Source organism: Geobacter benzoatilyticus (genome assembly GCF_017338855.1).
GTDB lineage: Bacteria > Desulfobacterota > Desulfuromonadia > Geobacterales > Geobacteraceae > Geobacter > Geobacter benzoatilyticus.
The window spans coordinates 121,732-143,092 of record NZ_CP071382.1; the positions used below are offsets into that span (position 1 = coordinate 121,732).

21 protein-coding genes and 1 tRNA gene are annotated in these 21,361 nt (G+C 58.6%); 3 read left to right on the forward strand and 19 right to left on the reverse strand.

Annotated elements, in window-relative coordinates:
- Window positions 1-15: 15 nt before the first annotated feature.
- A complete protein-coding gene (locus JZM60_RS00555) occupies window positions 16-540 on the reverse strand; it encodes a helix-hairpin-helix domain-containing protein (protein ID WP_207163613.1) in 525 nt (174 codons plus the stop codon).
- Between the two features lie 16 nt (window positions 541-556).
- Entirely contained in the window at window positions 557-1,072 is a 516-nt protein-coding gene (locus JZM60_RS00560) for a SixA phosphatase family protein (protein WP_207163614.1), read from the reverse strand.
- Window positions 1,073-1,306: 234 nt separating this feature from the next.
- Between JZM60_RS00560 and JZM60_RS00565 the strand changes: the two genes are divergently transcribed.
- From JZM60_RS00565 to JZM60_RS00575, 3 genes are read left to right on the forward strand one after another with little or no spacing between them, the layout of a single operon-like run.
- Window positions 1,307-1,645, forward strand: a complete 339-nt coding sequence (locus tag JZM60_RS00565; protein ID WP_207163615.1) for a YcgN family cysteine cluster protein — start codon at window positions 1,307-1,309, stop codon at window positions 1,643-1,645.
- On the forward strand, window positions 1,635-2,825 hold the full coding sequence (locus JZM60_RS00570; RefSeq protein WP_207163616.1) for a DUF6178 family protein: 1,191 nt from the start codon (window positions 1,635-1,637) through the stop codon (window positions 2,823-2,825). The genes JZM60_RS00565 and JZM60_RS00570 overlap by 11 nt, the downstream gene beginning before the upstream one ends.
- 55 nt (window positions 2,826-2,880) lie before the next feature.
- Entirely contained in the window at window positions 2,881-3,654 is a 774-nt protein-coding gene (locus JZM60_RS00575; protein ID WP_241426316.1) for a sensor histidine kinase, read from the forward strand.
- Here JZM60_RS00575 and mtaB read toward each other — a convergent pair.
- The 17 genes from mtaB to JZM60_RS00660 form a co-directional block, all read right to left on the reverse strand.
- Window positions 3,641-4,936, reverse strand: coding sequence for a tRNA (N(6)-L-threonylcarbamoyladenosine(37)-C(2))-methylthiotransferase MtaB (mtaB, locus tag JZM60_RS00580; RefSeq protein WP_207163618.1), 1,296 nt, complete (start codon window positions 4,934-4,936; stop codon window positions 3,641-3,643). The two genes, JZM60_RS00575 and mtaB, sit on opposite strands and share 14 nt — an antisense overlap.
- 14 nt (window positions 4,937-4,950) lie before the next feature.
- Window positions 4,951-6,054: a tRNA 2-thiouridine(34) synthase MnmA gene (mnmA, locus tag JZM60_RS00585; protein WP_207163619.1), complete on the reverse strand. Its 1,104-nt coding sequence runs from the start codon at window positions 6,052-6,054 to the stop codon at window positions 4,951-4,953.
- Window positions 6,051-7,193: a cysteine desulfurase family protein gene (locus JZM60_RS00590; protein ID WP_277603773.1), complete on the reverse strand. Its 1,143-nt coding sequence runs from the start codon at window positions 7,191-7,193 to the stop codon at window positions 6,051-6,053. The genes mnmA and JZM60_RS00590 overlap by 4 nt, the downstream gene beginning before the upstream one ends.
- 28 nt (window positions 7,194-7,221) lie before the next feature.
- On the reverse strand, window positions 7,222-7,650 hold the full coding sequence (locus JZM60_RS00595; RefSeq protein WP_207163620.1) for an Rrf2 family transcriptional regulator: 429 nt from the start codon (window positions 7,648-7,650) through the stop codon (window positions 7,222-7,224).
- Window positions 7,651-7,662: 12 nt separating this feature from the next.
- Window positions 7,663-8,340: a serine O-acetyltransferase gene (gene cysE, locus JZM60_RS00600; protein ID WP_207163621.1), complete on the reverse strand. Its 678-nt coding sequence runs from the start codon at window positions 8,338-8,340 to the stop codon at window positions 7,663-7,665.
- Between the two features lie 146 nt (window positions 8,341-8,486).
- Complete coding sequence (locus JZM60_RS00605) at window positions 8,487-8,840, reverse strand: DUF2019 domain-containing protein (RefSeq protein WP_207163622.1); 354 nt, start codon at window positions 8,838-8,840, stop codon at window positions 8,487-8,489.
- An 84-nt stretch (window positions 8,841-8,924) separates the two neighbouring features.
- Window positions 8,925-9,011: transfer RNA gene (locus tag JZM60_RS00610), tRNA-Leu, on the reverse strand.
- Window positions 9,012-9,020: 9 nt separating this feature from the next.
- Window positions 9,021-9,308, reverse strand: coding sequence for an integration host factor subunit beta (locus tag JZM60_RS00615; protein WP_207163623.1), 288 nt, complete (start codon window positions 9,306-9,308; stop codon window positions 9,021-9,023).
- Window positions 9,309-9,433: 125 nt separating this feature from the next.
- On the reverse strand, window positions 9,434-11,194 hold the full coding sequence (locus JZM60_RS00620; protein WP_207163624.1) for a 30S ribosomal protein S1: 1,761 nt from the start codon (window positions 11,192-11,194) through the stop codon (window positions 9,434-9,436).
- A 68-nt stretch (window positions 11,195-11,262) separates the two neighbouring features.
- Complete coding sequence (locus JZM60_RS00625) at window positions 11,263-12,111, reverse strand: 4-hydroxy-3-methylbut-2-enyl diphosphate reductase (protein WP_207163625.1); 849 nt, start codon at window positions 12,109-12,111, stop codon at window positions 11,263-11,265.
- Window positions 12,112-12,153: 42 nt separating this feature from the next.
- Entirely contained in the window at window positions 12,154-12,861 is a 708-nt protein-coding gene (gene cmk / locus JZM60_RS00630) for a (d)CMP kinase (protein ID WP_207163626.1), read from the reverse strand.
- Complete coding sequence (gene aroA / locus JZM60_RS00635; RefSeq protein ID WP_207163627.1) at window positions 12,858-14,147, reverse strand: 3-phosphoshikimate 1-carboxyvinyltransferase; 1,290 nt, start codon at window positions 14,145-14,147, stop codon at window positions 12,858-12,860. Before aroA ends, cmk begins: the two co-directional genes overlap by 4 nt.
- Window positions 14,148-14,184: 37 nt before the next feature.
- On the reverse strand, window positions 14,185-15,039 hold the full coding sequence (locus tag JZM60_RS00640; RefSeq protein WP_241426317.1) for a prephenate dehydrogenase: 855 nt from the start codon (window positions 15,037-15,039) through the stop codon (window positions 14,185-14,187).
- Between the two features lie 19 nt (window positions 15,040-15,058).
- Window positions 15,059-16,126 carry a prephenate dehydratase gene (pheA, locus tag JZM60_RS00645; protein ID WP_207163629.1) on the reverse strand — a complete coding sequence of 356 codons (1,068 nt, stop codon included), beginning with the start codon at window positions 16,124-16,126 and terminating at the stop codon, window positions 15,059-15,061.
- Window positions 16,127-16,231: 105 nt separating this feature from the next.
- The gene (locus JZM60_RS00650) at window positions 16,232-18,160 is read right to left on the reverse strand and encodes a GspE/PulE family protein (protein ID WP_207163630.1); all 1,929 of its coding nucleotides are present in this window, start codon (window positions 18,158-18,160) and stop codon (window positions 16,232-16,234) included.
- Window positions 18,161-18,178: 18 nt separating this feature from the next.
- Window positions 18,179-19,747, reverse strand: coding sequence for a LysM peptidoglycan-binding domain-containing protein (locus JZM60_RS00655; protein WP_207163631.1), 1,569 nt, complete (start codon window positions 19,745-19,747; stop codon window positions 18,179-18,181).
- 119 nt (window positions 19,748-19,866) lie between these two features.
- Complete coding sequence (locus JZM60_RS00660; RefSeq protein WP_207163632.1) at window positions 19,867-21,342, reverse strand: response regulator; 1,476 nt, start codon at window positions 21,340-21,342, stop codon at window positions 19,867-19,869.
- Window positions 21,343-21,361: the final 19 nt, after the last annotated feature.

The following is a 21,361-nucleotide window of genomic DNA, read 5'->3' on the forward strand; positions in this document are numbered from 1 at the left end:
CGGTTAACCGCCGGTTCAGGAAAGGACCCGCTTGAGCGATTTGCGGGCTCTCTTGAGCCCCTTGCCGACCCTCTTCGCGCTTTCCTCGGCAAGTCCGGCCAGGCGGTCCTCGGCTTTGGCAAGTCCCTTCCCGGAGCGTTTTATCCGCTTGCCGATCTTTCCTTCCACCCGCTCCAGGGCGGACATCATCTTAAGGATTTCCTTTTCGATTTTCTTCCCCTTTTTCCCCAGGAGCTCTTCCGGGAAACGTTCACTGACGCTGCGGGCAATCCCCTCCACCTGCCCTTTCAGGGTAGCGACAGCAACCTTCAACTCCTCCACCCGCCTTGCCCGCGCCTTGCCCCCTTCATCGGCAAGTCCGGCGGACTGGGAGACGATGGACGTAATTGCCCTCGGATTGACCCCCTTGATGGCTTTCAACGCATCCTCGCCCGCTTCGGCGATCTTTGCAAAAGTATCATAACCGGCCTCGACAAAACGCCGGGCGAGGATCTCGCCGACCCCCTTGATTTTCTGCAGTTCTTTCATGCTTTCCTTCATATCGCATGCCTCCTTGTCAATTCAGCCGGGCCACGGCGGAGCCCGGCAAATCCCTGGTTATATCCCCACGATGAATCAGCCACCGGAAACAGGCAGGCGCTTCTCTTTTCGCAGGCGCGAATTTCAAGGCAACGATGGCCCCTTTTCCGAGGGGAAGCGCTTCTTTGCGCCCGAGAAGCCGGCCGGCCAGCGCCCCGAGATCAGGCTCGTGCCCCACTATCGCCAGGCTGTGCGGCATTCCATTGGCCGCAATCAGCCGCAATAAACCCTCCACATCGAACCCCGGCGCCATTTCCCGCGACACGAGAATCTCGCCCTGAAAATCAATGGCAGCAGCAAGGATTTCGGCCGTCTGAACCGCTCGGGCAAGGGGACTTGTGATGATGCATTCCGGAGCAACCCCCTTTCCAGCCAGCCTCCGGGCGTTTTTCCGGAATACCTTGCGGCCCGCCGGGGTAAGCCACCGGTCCTCGTCCCGAACAGCAGTGTCAGACTCGATTGCCGCGGCGTGACGGATGACGTAAAGCTTCATTCCTTCCCTCCTTGCATGGCTCCCCCCCCTCAACGGCCACCCCATAAAAGCAAGGATACCCAGATAAACAAGTAAAGCAGAGAACTCTCCGTTTTCAATGGCAAATGGCTCGACTCCTCCATGATTAACGGCAATTTAACCTTACTGTAACATTAGACTTAGTGGATTTGACTCCAAACGGGATATCCGCATCATCCATTGACGGCCGCCGGCCGTTCCGGTATCTTCAACGCCATGAAGCGATCCGACGACAACGACACTTGGGAATCTCTCTGCGGGCAATGCGGCCTCTGCTGCTTCGAGAAGATTGAAGATGAATCCGGTACCGTATTTTTCACCGCTACCCCATGCCGTTATCTGGATGTTGTTACCAGGCGGTGCGTCATCTACGACCGCCGTTTCGAGATAAACCCAGAATGCGTCAAGCTGACCGAAGAACTGGTCAGGGAGCTCAACTGGCTCCATGACGACTGCGCCTACCGCCGGAAACTGGGGATAAAGCGCTCGCGGACCACAATGGCTGCGCAACCGAAACGATCAAGGAAGAAGGAGTCTTCAGATAATGGGAAATGAGAACAAGCTTGCCGCTCTGCGGGAACTGCCGGCAAAACAGCAGATGGACAGCATCATGAAAGATCCGGAGGCCGGCAAGATTACCCGTGCCCTCTCCGAACAGGAGCTTTACTGGCTCATCAAGGAGATTGGCGAGACGGACACCGTGGGGTTATGGGAACTGGCAGCGCCGGAACAACGGACCTTCATCCTCGACATGGAACTGTGGGACAAGTGGAACTTCTCCACCGGCAAAGCATACGAATGGCTAGAGCACCTCGTTGACGCGGGAGAAGCGGCGGTTATCGAACAACTGCCGCACATGGACCTGGAGCTGCTGCTCCTCATGCTCACGAAGGAAATCAGCGTTGGAGGCGGCATCGGCGAACTCCTCCCGGACGAGGAGCGGGTTGCCGACTGGGACCACTCCTTCGACAACACCTATTTTCTCACCTTCAAAAATGATAAGCACGCCAGGGTTGTCGGCAAATTTCTCGATATCATCTACCGCACAAACAGTGAGCTCTACCTGGGACTCATGGAGGGGGTTAAAGGTGAAGTGGAGGGGGAACTGGAAGAACTGGCTTTTCACTTCCGTTCCGGCAGGCTCGCCGACCTGGGCTTCCCGGATCCGGAGGAGGCCCAGTCTCTCTACGCGCGCATCGACCCTGCATCATTCGTACTTGAAGGTGACAAGAAACTCTTGTCGGCGGCTGAACCCCGCCGGCTCCCCGCCCTGCCGGGAACTGGCGGCTCGCTCCTCAACCGGCTTCTGGCCCGTCCGGGCTCCGACGAGATCAGCCAGGAGCTCTCCTACCTGGTAAACAGCGCCCTGGTGGCCGACGACACCGCGCTCCACGACAGAGAGGCAATGCTGGAGATTGTCCAACGGGTCAGTGGCTACCTGAACATCGCCCTCGAACACCTTGCCGGCGATGACGAAGAAAAAGCCGCATCGATCCTGGTGGGGGAACGCCTTAAGCGCCTTTTCCAGTTAGGGTTCAGCATTGTCATGGGGCTAGGGAAACAGGCTGCGGACCTTACGAGCGACGACTACGCCACCGGCAAGGCACTGCGTGCTCTCCACACCACCCCTCCCCGTTACTACAGGGCCTTCGATCCTGACGGAATCGACGGTTTCAGGGAATTCAGGGACATGGAAGATGTCAGGCGGGTCAGGGAGTTCCTGGGACGGCTGTAAACCGATCGCCTCGCCTGTATCCAGGATGGATCAGTACGGGAAAGGAAGAGAACGCATGGAAGAACAAAGCCGGCAGACCAACAACGAAGAGGAACTGCGCCGTCAAATCGCCGGACTGGAACAACAGGTGCAGCAACTGGCCTCTCAACTTGAAGCGACGAACAAGGAACTGCAGTCCTTCAACTTCTCCGTCTCCCACGATCTGCGGGCTCCTCTCACGATCATCGACGGGTTCAGCAAAGCGGTACTGGAGGATTTCGCCGGCCAGATTCCTCCCAAAGCGGTGGATTACCTCCAGAGAATCCAGAAAGCAAGCCAGAGAATAACCAGGCAGATCGATGCGCTTCTCAACCTGTCGCGCCTGGGGCGCGACCCCCTCACCATTGAGCAGACCGATCTCTCAGCCATTGCCCATACCATCGAGCAGGAACTCCGCTATCTTCACCCCGACCGAACCGGTGTCACCATCAGCATCACCGATGAAATAGTCGTGAGCGGAGACCGGCAGCTCCTGCGGACGGTCATCGAGAACCTATTGAAAAACGCCTGGAAATACACGGCAAAGCGGGAGCAGGCCGATATCCGGTTCGGCACCATGGAGCAGGAGGGGAAACAGGTTTACTTTGTGCGGGACAACGGGGCAGGGTTCGACATGCGCTACGCAGACCGGCTTTTTACCCCCTTCCAGAGAATGCACAGGGCTGAGGAATTCGATGGAACAGGCATTGGGCTCGCCACCGTCCAGCGGATTATCCATCGCCATAGGGGACGGATATGGGCAGAGGCGGAAGAGGGCAAGGGGGCCACCTTCTATTTCACCCTCGGGTAATACCCCGCACCCCGTCGGTGGTCACTTCCGTCACAGAGACCGGAACCTCGGCGTTCATCTCCCCCCCATAACCGGGCACCCGGACCGCGAGATAATTCCGCGACAGCCCTGCGGCCTCGCCGTCCCGCCCCCGGTTCTGCATCAGAACTGACAGCTGGCGCCCCACGAACCGCCCGCAGAAAGCACGCTTCTTGCGCTCGCCAAGCTCCCGAAGCACCTCTCCGCGAGCTCGCAGCACCTTCCCGTCCACCTGCCCTTCCATGCCGGCCGCAACCGTTCCCTCCCGGCGGGAATAGGGGAACACATGGAGAGCAGCCACCGGCAACTCATCGATGAGGCGGACCGTGTTCAGGAACTCCTCGTCAGTCTCCCCCGGAAAGCCGGCAATGACGTCGCAGCCGATGAAAATATCGGGGATTGCCGCCACAATCCTGCCTACCCGTTCCCGGAAAAAATCCGCCGTGTAGTGGCGCCCCATGCGGGCAAGCACCCCATCGTCGCCACTCTGGAGCGGAATATGGAGGTGGGGGCAGACCATCTTTGACCGGGCCATGAAGTCTATGAAATCATCGGTCAGCTCGTTGGGCTCCACCGACCCGACCCGCAGCCTCGGCACCGCTTCCTCCGCCTCCGCGGCCTCCAGAAGGGCAAGAAGGCTCGACTGCGGCTCCAGGTCGAGGCCGTAGGCTCCCAGGTGGATGCCGGTGAGGACCACCTCCCGGAACCCCTGGGCGGCAAAGGTTCGGATTCCAGTGAGAACCTCGTCGAAGGGAACGCTCCGGCTCCGCCCCCGGGCATAGGGGACGATGCAGTAGGAGCAGAAGGCGTCGCAGCCATTCTGGACCTGGAGGAAGGCCCTGGTGTGCTCGGCAAAGCTTTCGAGCCGCAGCCCCTCCGCAGTCCGCTCCCTGGAGATATCGGACACGATGACCTTCTCCGCCGGCACGGCATACCGCAGCAGCTCCACGATCCCTTTTTTCTCGCTGTTACCCACCACCAGCGACACGCCGGGGAGATCCCTAACCGTTTCGGGAGCCACCTGGGCGTAGCAGCCGGTCACCACTACCCGGGCCTCCGGGTTGCTGCGGAGAGCGCGACGGATCAGGCGCCGCGATTCGGCATCGGTTTTCGCCGTCACGGTACAGGTGTTGATCACGTAGATATCGGCGTCCCCATCAAAGGGAACAATCCGGTACCCCTCCTTGCCGAGGCTCTCGGTCATGGCCGCAGACTCGAACTGGTTGATCTTGCAACCAAGGGTTGAAATCGCCACTCTCTGCATGAATTCCTCTTCCACTATCCTTCGGCCGCCGCGTCGATCCAGCCGCCGCCCAGCACCTCGTCGCCGGAGTAGAAAACCACCGCCTGGCCTGGCGTGACCGACTTCTCCGGCTCCCCGAACCGGACTTCGGCCCGGTTGCCGGGAAGCACCCTTACCGTGCATGGAACCGGATGGTGACGGTAACGGATCTTGCACGAGACCTCCAAGGTCTCCGCGGCAGGCGGTACGACCCACGTCACGTCAGTTGCAGAAAGTCCCGGGGCCAGGAGCTCCTCCTTCGAACCAACGATCACGTGACATGTCCCCGCATCCACCCCCACCACGTAAAGGGGATGGGGATGGGCGATGCCGAGCCCACGGCGCTGCCCCACGGTATAGCGATAGGTCCCCTCGTGGCGGCCGAGGACGTTGCCGGCCCGGTCTACAATCTCACCGGCCAGCGAGCCGGCGCCCCGTTCATCCTCCAGGAACCGGACATAGTCGTTGTCGGGGACGAAACAAATCTCCTGGCTTTCCCCCTTCTCGGCAACCCGAAGACCGAAGCGGGTCGCCAGTTGCCTGACCTCGGGCTTGGTCATCCCCCCCAGGGGGAAAATGACCCGGGCAAGCTGGTCCTGGCTCAGGGTGAAGAGGAAGTAGCTCTGGTCCTTGCCGGGGTCGTCCCCCCGCAGGAGGTGGAACAGGCCGTCAGCACCCTGCTCGATTCTCGCATAGTGCCCGGTGGCCAGGAGGTCGGCCCCCAGTTCACGGGCCTTCTGGAGCAGAAGCTCGAACTTCACCCGCTGATTGCACCGCACGCAGGGGTTCGGGGTCCTGCCCCGGAAATACTCATCCACGAAATCGTCGATAACCAGCCGCTGGAACTCCTCCTCGAAATTCACCACGTAAAAGGGAATGTCGATCTGCTCCGCCACCCTGCGGGCGTCGTGGATGTCGTCCAGGGAGCAGCAGGTATCGAACTTCTCGCCATCCGGGGCGGTAAATTTCGAGTAATCCCAGACCTGCATAGAGATGCCGATGACCTCGTGCCCCTGTTCCTTCAGGAGCGCCGCCGTCACCGACGAATCAACGCCGCCGCTCATGGCGACGACTATCCGTTTCCTATTTTTCTCCGTCATGATTCTCCCCGCAGCCTGGCAACGATAGCCGGCAGCACCGCCAGCACCCGGTCGATCTCTGCGTCGGTATTTCCCCTTCCCAGCGAAAACCGGACCGACCCCTTGGCCTCCTCGCCGGTGCGCCCCATGGCCGCCAGGACCGGTGATACTTTGAGGGTTCCGGAGCTGCATGCGGAACCCGAAGATGCGGCAACGCCCTCAAGGTCCAGGGCCATGAGCAGCGAATCGGCCTCCACGCCCGCAATAGTGATGTTGGATGTGGTGGGAAGGCGCAGCTCCCGATGGCCATTCACCCGTGCGCCGGACACCAGCGCCAATATCCCCTCTTCCAGCCGGTCGCGCAATCCCTTAAGCCGCAACGCCTCGCCAGCCATGGTTTCGCGGGAGATGGCGCATGCCTTGCCGAAAGCCACGATGCCGGCCACGTTCTCAGTCCCCCCCCGGCGGTTTCGCTCCTGGGAGCCGCCGTGAATCAGCGGATGGCACTTCACCCCGCGCTTCACCACCAGAGCACCAGCCCCTTTCGGGGCATAGAGCTTGTGGGCCGACAGGGCCAGGAGGGAGATGCCGCCATCCCTCACGGAAAGGGGGATCTTGCCGGCTGCCTGCACACCGTCGCAATGGAAGTAAACGCGGCGGCGCAGAGCAATCTCCCCTATCTCCCTTACCGGCATGAGCACACCGGTTTCGTTGTTGGCGGCCATGGCCGAGATAAGGATGGTCCTGTCCGTGATGGCCGCTTCCAGCCGCTCCACATCGAGTAGGCCGTCCGTATCCACCGGGAGCCGCGTCACCTCGAACCCGAGATTTTCCAGGTAAAGGCAAGGGTTGGCCACCCCCGGATGCTCCACCTGGGTAGTGACAATGTGGTTGCCCCGCCCCCCGAGAGCCGCGGCCACGCCCTTTATCGCCATATTGTCGGCTTCGGTCCCCGAAGAGGTAAAAACCACCTCGCCCGGTTCGCATCCAACAAGTTCCGCCACCTGTTCCCGGGCATTCTCCACCGCCCCCTTCACGGCGCGGCCTCCCCAGTGAATGCTCGACGGATTGCCGAACTTTTCCTGTAGAAACGGCAACAACGCCTCCACCACATCGGGGTGGACCGGCGTTGTTGCATTGTGGTCCAGATAAATCATCATGCCGTCCCGAAACCGGAGGGGGTTCCCATCATTTCCCGTCTCCGCGCCCTCGCGCTTCCATTACCAGATCCTCCAGGGTAATCGAATCAAGGAAACTCCTGATCCTCTCGCCGAGCATCTCCCAGACATTATGGGTAGTGCAGGCCGCGGTGCGGGTACAGCGCCCTTTCCCCTTGTCCATGCACGATACCGGCGTCAGGGGCTCCTCCACGGTTGCCACGATTTCGCCAACGAGGATTGCGGAACTCTTGCGGGCCAGGCGATATCCCCCTCCGGGCCCCCGTACGCTCTCCACTATGGCACCACGGCGGAGCCTGTTGAAGAGTTGCTCAAGATAGTTGAGCGGAATATCCTCCCGCAGGGCAATATCCTTGAGCGAGACCGGGTTCCCCTCCGAATGGAGCGAAAGATCCACCATTGCCCGCACTGCATATTGTGCCCGTGTTGAAAGACGCATAACCAGACGCTCCTACTTGCCCGATTCCACCTGGCGTTTCAATGCCGCATGCTCATTGGCAAGCTCCGCATACTTGCGCTCCAGTTCCCGCAACTGGTCGAAGAGACACGAAATGGCCTTGGCTTCAGGGTCCGGAAGCTTGCCGTGCTCGAAGTCGGCTTTCTTGTTCTGTTCCTCGGTAGCCATGACCACGCGCCCCGGAATACCGACAACCGTCGCATTGTCCGGCACTTCCTTTACTACCACGGAATTCGAGCCGATCTTGGCGCCGGCACCTACAGTAAAGGGGCCGAGGACCTTCGCCCCGGAACCGATTACCGCATTGTCAGCCACCGTGGGATGCCGCTTCTTCTTCTCCAGGCTCACGCCGCCGAGGGTTACCCCATGGTAAATGGTAACATCATCGCCGATTTCTGCCGTCTCACCGATCACGACCCCCATGCCGTGGTCGATGAAAAGCCGCCGGCCGATAGTGGCACCGGGATGGATCTCGATACCGGTGCAAAAGCGCCCCAAATGTGAGATGAAACGGCCGATAAAGAAGAAATTCCGCACCCAGAACCAGTGGGAAAACCGATGGAACCATATGGCATGAAGACCTGGATAGCAGAAAAAAACCTCGAGGCTGCTGCGGGCGGCGGGGTCGCGTTCCTTTACCGATTGAATGTCCTCATGGAGTCGAGCAAACATTGGCGATCCTTCCCGGGGACATGGCCCCATTGCCGGGAGTGGAAACAGAACGAGTGCCAGCCTTTTCGCGGCGGACACTCGTCTGACTTGATTACGTATGTTATTGGCTTACCATACCTTACAAAAATCGTCAACTATTGATTCACTCACTCCAGGTCCCACTCACCCCGTTCCCAGCGTTCAAGAGCCATGCTTGCCCTGAATCCGAAGAGATCCTCTCCGGAAGAAAGCCTGCGGAGAACCGCAACGGCACGCTCGGGACTGTAGCACAGGGAGTAGACCGCAGCCATCCCGGCAACCTCCTTCCGGTCGCTGTCAAGAAGCGCAAGAAGGGCCTCTCTCCCTTCCCGGCCGGTCAGTGCTATTTCACGGTAAAGCCCCTGAATCATTGAAGTGTGCCTGCCAGCCCTATCCTGATCCATCTCATCCATGGCCGCCGCATGGGCTACGGCTGCGGCGGCAAAACGGTGCATGAGCCTTGCCAGTCGTTCATCAATCATGGATTCACCTAAAAATGAAGGGGCTCAGCCATTGAAAGCCAAGCCCCTGTACGCCTACTTTTGTCTGAACATCTCTGAACTTCCTGGTGCCCGGAGCGGGACTCGGACCCGCACAGCGTTGCCGCCGAGGGATTTTAAGTCCCTTGTGTCTACCAATTCCACCATCCGGGCAATGCGAACCTAATCTTCCTTGATGTTGACCCGTTCGCGAAGCTCCTTGCCGGTCTTGAAGAACGGCGTCTTCTTGGCGGGGATTTTCACCACATCTCCGCTCTTGGGATTTCTCGCTTCACGGGCGCCGCGTTCGCGGACCGTGAAACTGCCGAATCCGCGAATCTCGACTTTTTCTCCCCGCTTAAGCGCATCGCTGATGCTGTCGAAGACGAGATTAACTATCATCTCCGAGTCCTTGCGGGTCAGCCAGGTATTCTTCTCCGCCAAATGCTCAACCAGTTCACTTTTTGTCATTCGTGCACTCCTTGCTGCATAGTTCCGTGAGCCAGGCACAAGTGCCTGCCCCCTCCTGTGGAAGTTCCGCCGGGAACGCATACCCGGCTGGCGCATGCTCATTCACGTTAACAGCACTTGCGCGATCAGTCGTTTCCGTCACCGTTTTTCCGGAGCCCTTCACGAAGAAGTTCGCCAAGGTTGGATGTGGCTTCTCCCTGCGTTTGCATATAGGACTCGATTTCCGCTTTTTCTGCTGCCATCTGGAGCGACTTTACGGAAAGAGCTATTTTCTTTTCCGCTTCGTCGACACTGAGCACCACCGCATCAAGCTCGTCTCCGACGTTGGCGAACTCTTTGGGAGAAGCCACCTTCTCGCGGGAGAGCTCGGACACGTGGATGAGTCCTTCAATACCTTCCTCGATCTCAAGGAAGAGGCCGAAGTCGGTAACCGAAGTTACCTTGCCGCGGATACGGGTGCCGGGACGGTACTTGACCGGAATCTCGCTCCAGGGATCCAGCTGGAGTTGCTTGATGCCAAGGGAGAGCCGCTCGTTTTCGGGATCGATGTTCAACACCACTGCCTGAACGGTCTGCCCCCGGGTAAAGACTTCGCCGGGGTGCTTGATCCGCTTGGTCCAGGAGATGTCGGAAACATGGACAAGACCGTCAATCCCATCTTCGATGCCGATGAAAACGCCGAAGTCGGTAATGCTCTTGATCTGCCCCTCGAGCTTGGTGCCGACCGGATACTTCTCCTCCAGTTGCGTCCAGGGATTCACCTGAACCTGCTTGAGGCCCAGCGAGATGCGGCGGTTGGCCATATCTACGCCGAGAACGACGGTCTCCACTTCATCCCCCACGGTGAGTATTTCGGAGGGATGGCGCAGCCTGCGGGTCCACGACATTTCGGAAACATGGACGAGACCTTCGACCCCATCCTCCAAGGCGATAAATGCGCCATAATCGGCCAGGCTGACCACCTTGCCCTTTACACGGTCACCCGTGTTGTATTTCTGTTCCACCGAAATCCAGGGATCGGGCGTAACCTGCTTGAGGCCAAGGGAAATCTTCCCCTTCTCCTGGTCGTACTTGAGAACCTTGACGCTCAAATTGTCGCCCGGCTTAAGCATCTCTGAGGGATGCCCGAGGCGCCCCCAGGACATATCGGTCACGTGGAGGAGGCCGTCAACCCCGCCAATGTCAACAAACGCCCCGTAGTCGGTAATATTCTTGACCACCCCTTCGCGAACCTGCCCTTCGGCAAGGTTGGAGAGGGTTTCCGAACGTACCGACTCGCGCTCCTCTTCCATGAGTGCCCGGCGAGAAAGAACGATGTTGCCGCGCTTTTTATTGAGCTTGAGAATCTTGAACCTGTCGGTTATGCCGATATATTTATCGAGATTACCACCGGGGCGAAGATCGACCTGTGATGCCGGCAGAAAGCCCTGCACGCCGATATCAACCGTGAGCCCGCCTTTCACCTTCCCGGTAATCTTGCCCTCGATAACGCCGCCTTCGCCGCCGGCCTCGTCAATGACATCCCAGGCAGCCAAACGCTCTGCCTTGCGGCGGGAGAGAACGGCATATCCCTTCTGGTTTTCCTTCCGCTCGAAGAGAGCCTTCACCTCGTCGCCGACCTTCACGGTAAGGTTTCCCTCTTCGTCATGGAACTCGTCTATGGGGATATATCCTTCCGACTTGTAGCCGATATCGACCAGTACGAAATCGTTGCTGATATGAACCACCTTGCCGATCAGGACTTCACCGACACGATGCTGCTTAATGCTCTCCTGGAAAAGTTCGGCGAACTCCCCAGACCCACCATGCTCCGCATCCTCCTCCACATCGACGAATCGCTTGATCGTCATATTGTTGCGGTTCTTCATGCCCTTGTCTTCACTCATTAAAACTGACCTCCCTGACTCGTTTGTGGATTTGGATGTGCGAAAATAGCACATATCTATCTGAAAATTCAACTAATTTTAGCACCGTCAATTTCCCGGACCCGATCTATCACCTCATCAATGAGCCACTTCGGAGTAGACGCTCCGGCAGTAACGCCCACCCTGTTGACCTCCGAGAACCAGGCAGGGTCAATCTCCTGAGCCGTTTCAATTTGATAGGTCCGGGGCTGAATATCGGCGCAGAGTTCGGCAAGCCGTTTGGTATTGGCGCTGTTATAGCCGCCGATAACGATCATGCAGTCCACATCGCGGGCAAGGGCCGTCGCTTCCTGCTGCCGTACGGCGGTTGCGTCGCAGATGGTATTGAACACATGTATTTCGCTCCCCTTGCGAAGGCATTCGAGAACTACATGCTCCAGGTTTTCGAAGGATTGGGTGGTCTGGGCGACTATGCCGATTTTTTTCATCCGCGGGAGACGTGCCGCCTCATCCTCGGAACCGACCACATAGACCTTCCCCTTTGCATAGGAGACTATCCCCTGGACCTCGGGATGGTCCGCATCCCCCACTACCACCACGTCGTAGCCGGCTTCGGACAGGCTCTTGACATTCTCCTGGGCCTTCTTGACAAAGGGGCAGGTGGCATCGACCACATCAAGCTCTTTGCGCAGCGCCTCTTCCAGTTCTTCGGACGTCACGCCATGGGAGCGGATAATGATGGTCCCGTCAGAAATCTCATCAAGCTCCCTGAGGACCTTCACACCTAAAGCCTCCAAGCGGTTTACCACCTGGGGCGAATGGATTATGGGGCCGAGAGAGTATGTCTTTCCTCCCTTTTCGGCCGACTCGAAGGCCATCTGGGTAGCTCTTTTAACGCCGAAGCAGAAACCGGCCCGCTTGGCCAGGATTATTTCCATATAATCAGGACTCCCATGGTTCGCAGATCTTTGGCTCTTGGCTCAGGCGCCGGCAATGCCATGGGCCTGTTCCTTTGTACGGACGACCTCTTCCATGAGGGCGATTACCTCATCGATGGAAAGGCCGGTCGAATCGATATCTATGGCATCATCGGCACGCCTGAGCGGAGCGTGCTCCCGCCCCGAGTCCTGCTTGTCCCGTTGCGCCACTGCCGTGATTGTATCTTCCAGGGTGACATTCTCACCTTTGGCCTTCAACTCCAGCCAGCGGCGGCGTCCACGCTCCTCGACCGATGCCGATAGGTAGAACTTGACGTCGGCATTGGGAAAAACCACTGTGCCGATATCCCTGCCCTCGAGGATCACGCCACCCGCATTGCCCATGCGCCGTTGCAGGACCAGGAGAAAGTCCCGCACCACCTTCCGGGCCGAAATCGCTGAAGTGAGGGCGCTTATTTCCGGAGTCCTGATGGCTTCCGTCACATCCTCGCCATTGACGATTACCCGGCAGCAACCGTTGTTCCTCAGAAAGTCGATCTCGATGCCGCCGCAAAGCCGCACCAGGGACTCGTCATCGGTGGTGTCAACGCCTGCCCGCTTTGCCGCCAGGGCCACAGCCCGGAACATGGCTCCGGTGTCGATATGAACATAACCGAGCCGGTCGGCAAGGCGCTTGGTTATGGTGCTCTTCCCGGCGCCGGACGGTCCGTCGATGGCAATGATAAGGCCCTGCCTTCCCACGATGCTCACCGAACCGCAACCGTCTCGAGAATGGAGAAGAACGTGGGAAAAGATGTGGCGACACACTCAGTGTCGCTGACGGCAATCTCTCCCGCCGCCGAAAGCCCTGCAACAAGCATTGACATGGCGATCCGGTGATCCCCGAAGCTTTCCACTGCGCCTGCGGCGACCCGCTCCACGCCATCGATGTCCATGCCGTCTTCGGTTTCCGTTACCGAAACGCCCACCGCCCGCAGGTTCGTGGCCATGGCGGCAATGCGGTCGGTTTCCTTCACACGGAGCTCCCGAGCTTCCCGAACAACGGTACGACCCTCGGCATTGGCAGCAGCAACGCAGATTACGGGGAATTCGTCGATGGCCCTGGTGACAACCTCTCCGGCGATTTCTATCCCCTTGAGGCGTGACGACCGGACCAGGATGTCAGCTACCGGCTCACCGGAAACCTCCCGCTGGTCGAGCAGTTCAATGGAGCCCCCCATGGCGGTCAGAATATCAATGATGCCGGTCCGGGTCGGGTTCACCCCCACACCACGGATGAGAAGCTCGGAGCCGGGCACGATGAGCGCCGCAACCATGAAGAATGCGGCAGACGAGATGTCGCCGGGAACCACGATATCCCGTCCCTCCAGTTCCCTGCCGCTGCGGACGACAACTCCGCCGTGACCGGTTTCGATATCGGCTCCGAAGTGACGGAACATCCGCTCCGAGTGGTCGCGGGAGAGGTGCGGCTCGGAAATTCGCGTCTCCCCTTCGGCATAGAGGCCGGCCAGCATGAGTGCCGATTTGACCTGGGCGCTTGCCACAGGCGAAGCATAGCTGATCCCGGTGAGACCCCTGCCGATAATGGCAAGGGGCGCCTTCTCTCCACCCTCCCGGCCGTACAGGCACGCCCCCATCTGCACCAGGGGCTCCAGCACCCGCCGCATGGGGCGGCGACGCAGGTACTGATCGCCGGAAAGAACCGAATAGAACCGCTGGGGAGCCAGAAGACCGGTCAGAAGCCTCATGGAGGTCCCTGAATTGCCGCAATCGATGACGTCAGTTGGCTCCGAGAGCCCGCGAAGCCCCTTTCCCGCAATGCGCAGAGTCTCGCCGTCATCGTCAATGGCAACACCCATGGCCCGGAAGGCGTTCAGGGTAGCAATATTGTCCTCGCCCCGCAGAAAACCGCGCACGGTTGTTTCCCCGCGGGAAATGGAGCCGAGCATTATGGAACGGTGCGATATGGACTTGTCTCCGGGAACGGCGATCTCGCCACGGATTCCCTTGACCGGCCGAACGGCATAGTTCTGCACTAATAACCCCTTGGGTGAGATTGAGGAACTGCCTTCCCTACAATATTGAGTCTCTGCTCTCTTTCGATTCGCGGAAGAAGCGCTCGAGAGCCGGGCCGTCAGCCTCTGCGACAAGCTCCCGAAGGCTCGCGAAGTACTTGGCGAAATGGTCCATCATTTCGATAACCGCTTCCCGGTTCATGAGGGCGATGTCCCGCCACATGGCCGGATCCGATGAAGCTATTCTGGTAAAATCGCGAAAACCGCCGGCGGAATAACGGATGATGTTCTCATCGAAGCGGTCATACCCTCCCACGGCATTCACCAGGGAATAGGCAACCATGTGGGGCAAGTGTGAAATGGCGGCTACAACCCTGTCATGCTTCTCCGTACCCATTACGACCACTTCGGAGCCGGCAACCTCCCACATCCGCACGACCTTGGCAAGGGCATCGGGGCAGGTGCGCGACGTGGGGGTTACAATGCAGCGCTTGCCCGCATAGAGTGAAGCGAACGACGCCTCGACCCCTGAATGCTCGGTGCCGGCGATGGGGTGCCCCCCGACGAAATGGACTCCCGGCGGCATGAGAGGCTCGCAGGCGGAAACAATCTCTTCCTTGACGCTCCCCCCGTCGGTCACCACGCAACCGGCAGCCAGATGGGGAGCAATCTCGGCGGTAATGGCTGGTATGGAACAAACGGGCGTTGCCAGAAAGACGAGATCGGCCCCGGCTACGCCTGCTACCGGATCAAGGGAGTACCGGTCAACGACCCCGAGCTCCACCGCCTTGCGCAGATTCGCTTCCCCGCGTCCGATGCCGACAATCTCGCCGACCTCCCCCTGATCTCGCAAAATGCGGGCAAGGGAGCCGCCGATGAGACCGACACCTATTATGGCCAACCTATTGATCAAGGGCTTGGTCTTCAATAGTTTATTTCGCCCTGGGATAAGATCCGAGAATTTTCACGAACTGGCAGTAATTCTTCAGTTCCTGAACCGCGTCGGCCACCACTGGATCGGAGACATGCCCGGACAGGTCGAGGAAAAAGATGTACTCCCAGGCCTTTTTCTTGAGGGGGCGCGACTCGATCTTGGAAAGGTTGACTCCGCGTTTGGCAAAGGGTTCCAGCATCCGGTGGAGAATGCCCGGCTCATCCTTTACTGAAAACATGAGGGAAGTCTTGTCATCCCCGCAGGGATCGGCCATTTTCCGCCCCACCACAAGGAAGCGGGTGAAATTGTTAACCTGATCCTCGATCCTGTTTCGCACCACTTTCAGATCGTAGAGCGTTGCGGCGAATTCGCTGGCAATGGCAGCAGCGTTGTAATCCTCGCCAACGATCTGAGCGGCCAGCGCCGTGGACGCCACATCCACCACCGGCACACCCGGCAGGTTCTCTTCGAGCCAGTTGCGGCACTGGGCAATGGCCTGCGGATGGGAGTAGACCTTCTTCACGTCCTCAAGGCGGCCCGTGCGGGAGAGGAGATCATGGGAGACCTCCAGGAGCACCTCCGCGTTGATCTTGAGCTCGCTCTCCATGAACATGTCGAGGGTGTGGGAGACCATCCCCTCGGTGGAATTTTCAACGGGGACCACGCCATAGAGGGCATGTCCCTTGCCGACTTCTTCAAAAACAGCGGGGATCGACTTCTGGGGGACGAGTTCCGCCGACAGGCCGAAGTGCTGCATGGAGGCAAGATGGGTGAATGTTGCCTTGGGGCCCAGGAAAGCAACCTTCATCGGCGCCTCAAGGGAGAGGGAAGCGGAGATGATCTCGCGGAAAACGCTTCGGACCGCTTCACTCGGGAACGGACCGGGGTTTTTGGCCGTAAGCCGCTCGTAGATCTCCCGTTCGCGGCTCGGAGCGTGAAAATCACGGTTTTCCCCCGCCTTGATCCTGCCGACTTTTATGGCCAGCGCGGAGCGACGGTTCAGGAGATCCAGAATCTGATCATCAATGGCATCGATATCACGACGCAACTCTTTAAGGGTATCCATTGTGCGTATGGGACCATCCGGTGGGGAGTAAGCGGACAAGCCGTGGAGGGGGTACTGTATCGAAAAGGGGGCAAAAATGCAAATCTTTTCTGGTTTACACAAACATCATTTGAGGCAGACCTTCCGAACCTCTTGAATATCGGTAAGCCCCTGGAACACCTTGAGGATACCGTCCTGGCGAAGAGTCGTCATCCCTTCGTCCATGGCGAGACGGCGAATGAGTTCGGTTTCAGACCGTTTTTTGATAAGGCTTTTCATGCCGTCAGTGCATTCAAGCACTTCGTGGATTCCGAGACGCCCCCGGTAGCCGGTCTGGCCGCAGGAAGGGCAGCCAACGGCACGGGCCAAAACGAGTTCGTTGCCCACAAGGCCGGTGGCGGCAAATTGCTTTTCGCCGTACTCCTCGATAATCTCAGCAAGTTCCTGCCTATCGGGGCGATAGATCTCGCGGCACTCCTCACAGAGACGGCGGGCAAGACGCTGGGCAACGATACAGATAAGGGAGTCGGAAAAGCTGAATGGATCGAGTCCGATCTCCAGAAGGCGCGTTACGGTTTCAGGGGCGGAATTGGTGTGAAGCGTGGAAAGGACCAGGTGCCCGGTCAAGGAAGCCTCCACGGCAATGGAAGCGGTTTCCTCGTCCCGCATCTCACCCACCATGATGACGTCGGGGTCGAGCCGCAGGAACGAACGGAGCGCCGCCGGAAAAGTGAGGCCGATCCGTGGGTTGATCTGCACCTGCCGCAGTCCCTTCTGGGTAATTTCCACCGGATCTTCGGCGGTCCATATTTTAACTTCAGGGCTGTTTATCCGGGAAATTGCCGCATGGAGCGTGGTTGTTTTACCGCTCCCCGTAGGCCCCACCACGAGAACCAGACCGTACGGCTTGGTGACCCCCTCGCTGAAGATGCGCATGTTCCGATCAGTCAGCCCAAGCTTGTCGAAGGAGAATGTCTCGCCGGTATTGACAAGCCGGATCACCACATCTTCGAGTCCGCCGGCCGTGGGCATGGTGGCGATGCGGAGCTCCATGTCAAGGGGACCGAACTTCTTGAAATTGATTTTGCCGTCCTGGGGCTTCCGCTTCTCGGCAATGTCAAGGTCGGCCATGATCTTGAGGCGGGACGGAATCGCGTATTTGTACCGGTATGGTATGCGCTGATAGACCTTGCACCGGCCATCCACGCGCATCCGGACAACAATGTCGTTCTTTCCGTGATAGGGCTCGATATGAATGTCCGAGGCTCGGCTCTGGTGGGCATCAAAGATAATCTTGTTGACGAGCTTCACAATGATGCTGTCCCGCTCGGATACTTTTTTGACCTCATCCTCAATATCGGGTTCGTCTTCGGCATTAGCGCCCAGAATTTCCGAAATGCTTCCCGGCCCAATCTCCAGATCGCTCTCGTCAAAGGACGCCGCAGTGCTGACAGACGTGCGATACAGCCGCTGTTGCGCCGTGAGTATCTCACTCTCCGTGGCGATAACCGGAATTATCCGCGCCCGGATGCTTTGCTCGAAATCCTTGAGTTCCTGGAGCTTGATTGGATAGGCCATCGCCAGGGTAATGGTGTTGCCGATCTTGGAAATTGGGACAATCCGCTGCTTCTGGGCAAAGGAAGGATTTATATAGCGGGCCAGTTCCGCTTCTATCTCAAGGGTATTGATGTGCACGAAAGATAGGTCGTACTGGAGCGCCACTGCTTTGGCAAGGGGCTCCTCTTCCACGAAACGGAGCTTGCGCAGCGCCCGTTCGAACGTAATGCCGTCGCGCTTGGCAACGGCACGGGCCTGGTCAAGCCGTTCCTGGTCGATGAGCCGTTCGCGCAGGAGAATGTCGCCCAGCTTCTGGCGCTTGCCGGTCTGTTCCAGGATATAGGAAAGCTCGTTTTCGGAAAGGAAGCCGAGCTTGCAGAGGAGTCTGCCAACGGGCTGATCGGGGAACACCTTCTGGAGCTCAAGGGCCTCACGAAGCTGATCCTCACTAATCAACCGGTTCTCAACAAGTATCTCGCCGACCTTTTTGGCAGACATGGAAGCAGGGAACTCCTTTTAGTAGGAAATGACCGAATAGCCGTTGTAGTCGAGGATATCCCTGAAAAGCGGATCGAGCTCCACATTGGTGAGGAACACGGTTTCGCCTCCCGCGCCCTGGCTGCGCAGGCGTACCCCCGACATCCGGATGCCGTAGGGTGCGTCCCGGTACTGGAAAAGGTCGTGCTGGGCAAACACTCCGGGCAGCCGCAGCCTGGAAAGGATTTTTTCCGAAACCTTCCGGAAATCGTCCTTAGGATCAAGGACAACGACTCGATACCCCCGCGTCTCCAGAAGCCTCGTGAGGGTATAGGAAACCGGATCGCCGTCGAAATAGCTCACAACGTAGCGGTCACGACCATCCTCGAAGTAGCGGTCGGCCCGCACATCAAGCTTGAGCCCCCCGTCAGCCATCCCGTAAAGCTCAACGCTGCGGTCCGCCTCGTAGCGGACATTGAGGGCCCTCAGAAGGCCGTCAACCATCCCCCGTGTCTCATGGGCCGTAATCTGATAAAGGGTCTGCCCTCCACGCGGCGAAGCCCCCTCCCGGCCGGGGAAAGGCTCAACCACCTGGAACCCCTCGCGCCGGAGAAACTGGACCAGGGATGACGGCATGCCACGCCGGTACTCCTCGACGTTCATAAGTACAACGTCATGGCTCAGGACGCTTTCAGGAGTCTTTTCAATTTTGAAATCGGCATTAACCGTCAGTTTTGGATCGGCACCGAACGAGAGGGATACATTGTCCTCCACCGAATAAAAACGGGCACTCTCAAGAAGTGAAGCCATAAAACGCTTGCGATTGCGGGGGCTCTCGGAAACGATGCGGACGGACGGGTCCTTCCCCTCGATGAGTGCTCTCACGAGAGGCGGAATCTTCCCTTCGGCATCCACCAGCACCCTCCCCCCATCGGCTGCCGGAAACGAAGGAAAGGATTCAGGATCCAGTGACAGGGAAAAGTTCGCATCCTCGATGGAAATCGGACGAGAATCAACCGGCTGGGAAGAAACGAGGCCGCTCCAGGCCTGACGAACTGCGTCAAGGTTTGCCGGCTCCTGATTATAGGCGAGACTCATCATCCGCATGGAATGGCCCACGGGCCTTTCGTCACCGCCTGCGACCGAAACTGCCGGCACAGGCCTGCCGTCAGCACGGCCGGACGCAGTATGAAGCCGTTTCGGCTGCACTTTTTCGGCAACGGGAAATTGCTCGCGTCGATGAGCCAGCGGAATGCGGAGCGACCGCCCCACCTGCAGCCTCCTGATGTCCGAGATCCCGTTGAGACGCTTCACTTCCGGGATAAGGGCTTCGGCCTCTGCATTGGAGAGGTCATATTCTTTCATGAGAATCTTGAAAATGTGATCGCCCGGCCTGACGGTATAGTCAGACATCCCGGCGGCAGAACTTCTAATTTTGCGAACAGGTCGCCCCCGCTTGTAGCCGGCGGACGGTTCAGCACTCTTGTCGAGCACATCAGGGTCGAGATCAAAGCGGGGATCCAAGGCACGCGCCTGCGGCGGCACAATGCAAAAGGCAACCGCGGCAACTGCTATGGCAACCGCTTGTCGAGTAGGGGCAGCTATCATTGCATCTCCCGTTTTCAGATATAAGTAATATCAAATATTTATGAAGGATGGGGAAATATTCCCCACCTGTCAATGCAGAATTCCGGATTTGTAATTCAGAAAACCGCCGACATCAGATCTCAGTCAAATGTTATGACTCCTCCGCGGATGCCGCTTCCCTTGCGGTATAGAACAAGCTCTCCATTCCCTGCAACCCTGAGTACTTCCCGCCGGTATGCCCCTTTTTTCGACTGGGATAATACCGTGCGGGTCTCGCTTCCAGTCAGCTTTTTGACAATAGTTGCAATATGGGATTCCGGTATAGCTTTACCGTTCAGGGCAAGTACCTGAAGCGCTTTCAACCGGCCGTTTTCGCGGAAGATACGGTATTCCACCCCGTGGCCGCGGTAGCGCTCCCAGCCGGGATGGGTCTTACCGAATCCACGGTCCTTTCCGGACGCGGGAATAAATGAAGGGAGCCCAGCGGCAGAAGCAGCCTTGGCCACAGGCGCCGGCGCTGACGATTCGCGGAGCGGTTTTGCCGGACTGACCGCAGGCTTGGAGGCAGGGTTACGATTGCCATCTTCTCCCTTCAACAGCAGAATCCCCCCCGCCACCCCGCCGATGAGGAGCAGCACGATGGCACCAGCCCACAGGGAAAGACGCCTCCCCGCCTCCCCCCCATGCGTCGTAGTACGCGGGGGAACAGCGGCCCGCACGTTCCCCCCCAAAGTGGCATCGGCACTGAAGGAAGAAAGGGATGCGGCAGGCTGTTCAGCGGGAGCCGCCGTCTCCCTGGAAGGGGGAACCGGCGGCGGCGAAAAAGCAGGGATTGGCTTTTCTGCACGAGGGGGCACAATTGGCGAAGAAATGACCGGGGGAGGAGACGAAGGATGCAACTCCATTGCTGCAGACTGGGTGGTTACTGATTCTTCAATGATCGTGGCCATCACTTCGCTGGGCAGGGCACGGTGCGACGGCACATCCGAAGAGCCGGCCTCTATACCCCTTCCAACAAGAACCGACTGAACATCATCCGGCGAAGCATCGTATCCCTCAACGGCAGGACATGGATTTTCCGTCGAATACAGCGGTTCTTCCGCAGAAGGTTCGAAATGGCCGTCGCTCTCCCACTCAAAAGGTTCGGATTCAGCAGCATGCGTCAAACCGGGGATAGAAGCATCATCCCCATTGACATCAGCAACGCTTTCCGGTGAACCGGGCCGCTTACCCTCATTTTCCTGCCAATGTCCGGGAGCAATCTCAAGCAACCGCAACTTGAACTGTTCGTCAATTTCGTCCTGGGAACACGAGAAATCAACTGCATAATCAAACCACTTTTTCGCGCCCTGCACCGCCGGGGGCACTGAGTGCATCAGTACAATACGCGGCGCCTCCCCGCGGAGGAGGGTCTTTATATGACGCGCCACGGTTTCGCCGGAAATCCCCGAGATGTCTCCCTGAATGAACACGGCAGAGGGCCTGTTATCGAATACCTCTTTGAGCCCCTGATCGAAATCGTGCGAGAGCCTCATCCGGCCTTTGAGCTGAGGCTGAAATCTGGCAATTAGATCGGCGACCCGTGGGTCATCTGAAATGAAGAGGATGGTGATCATTAGTATTCCCTTGGAATGG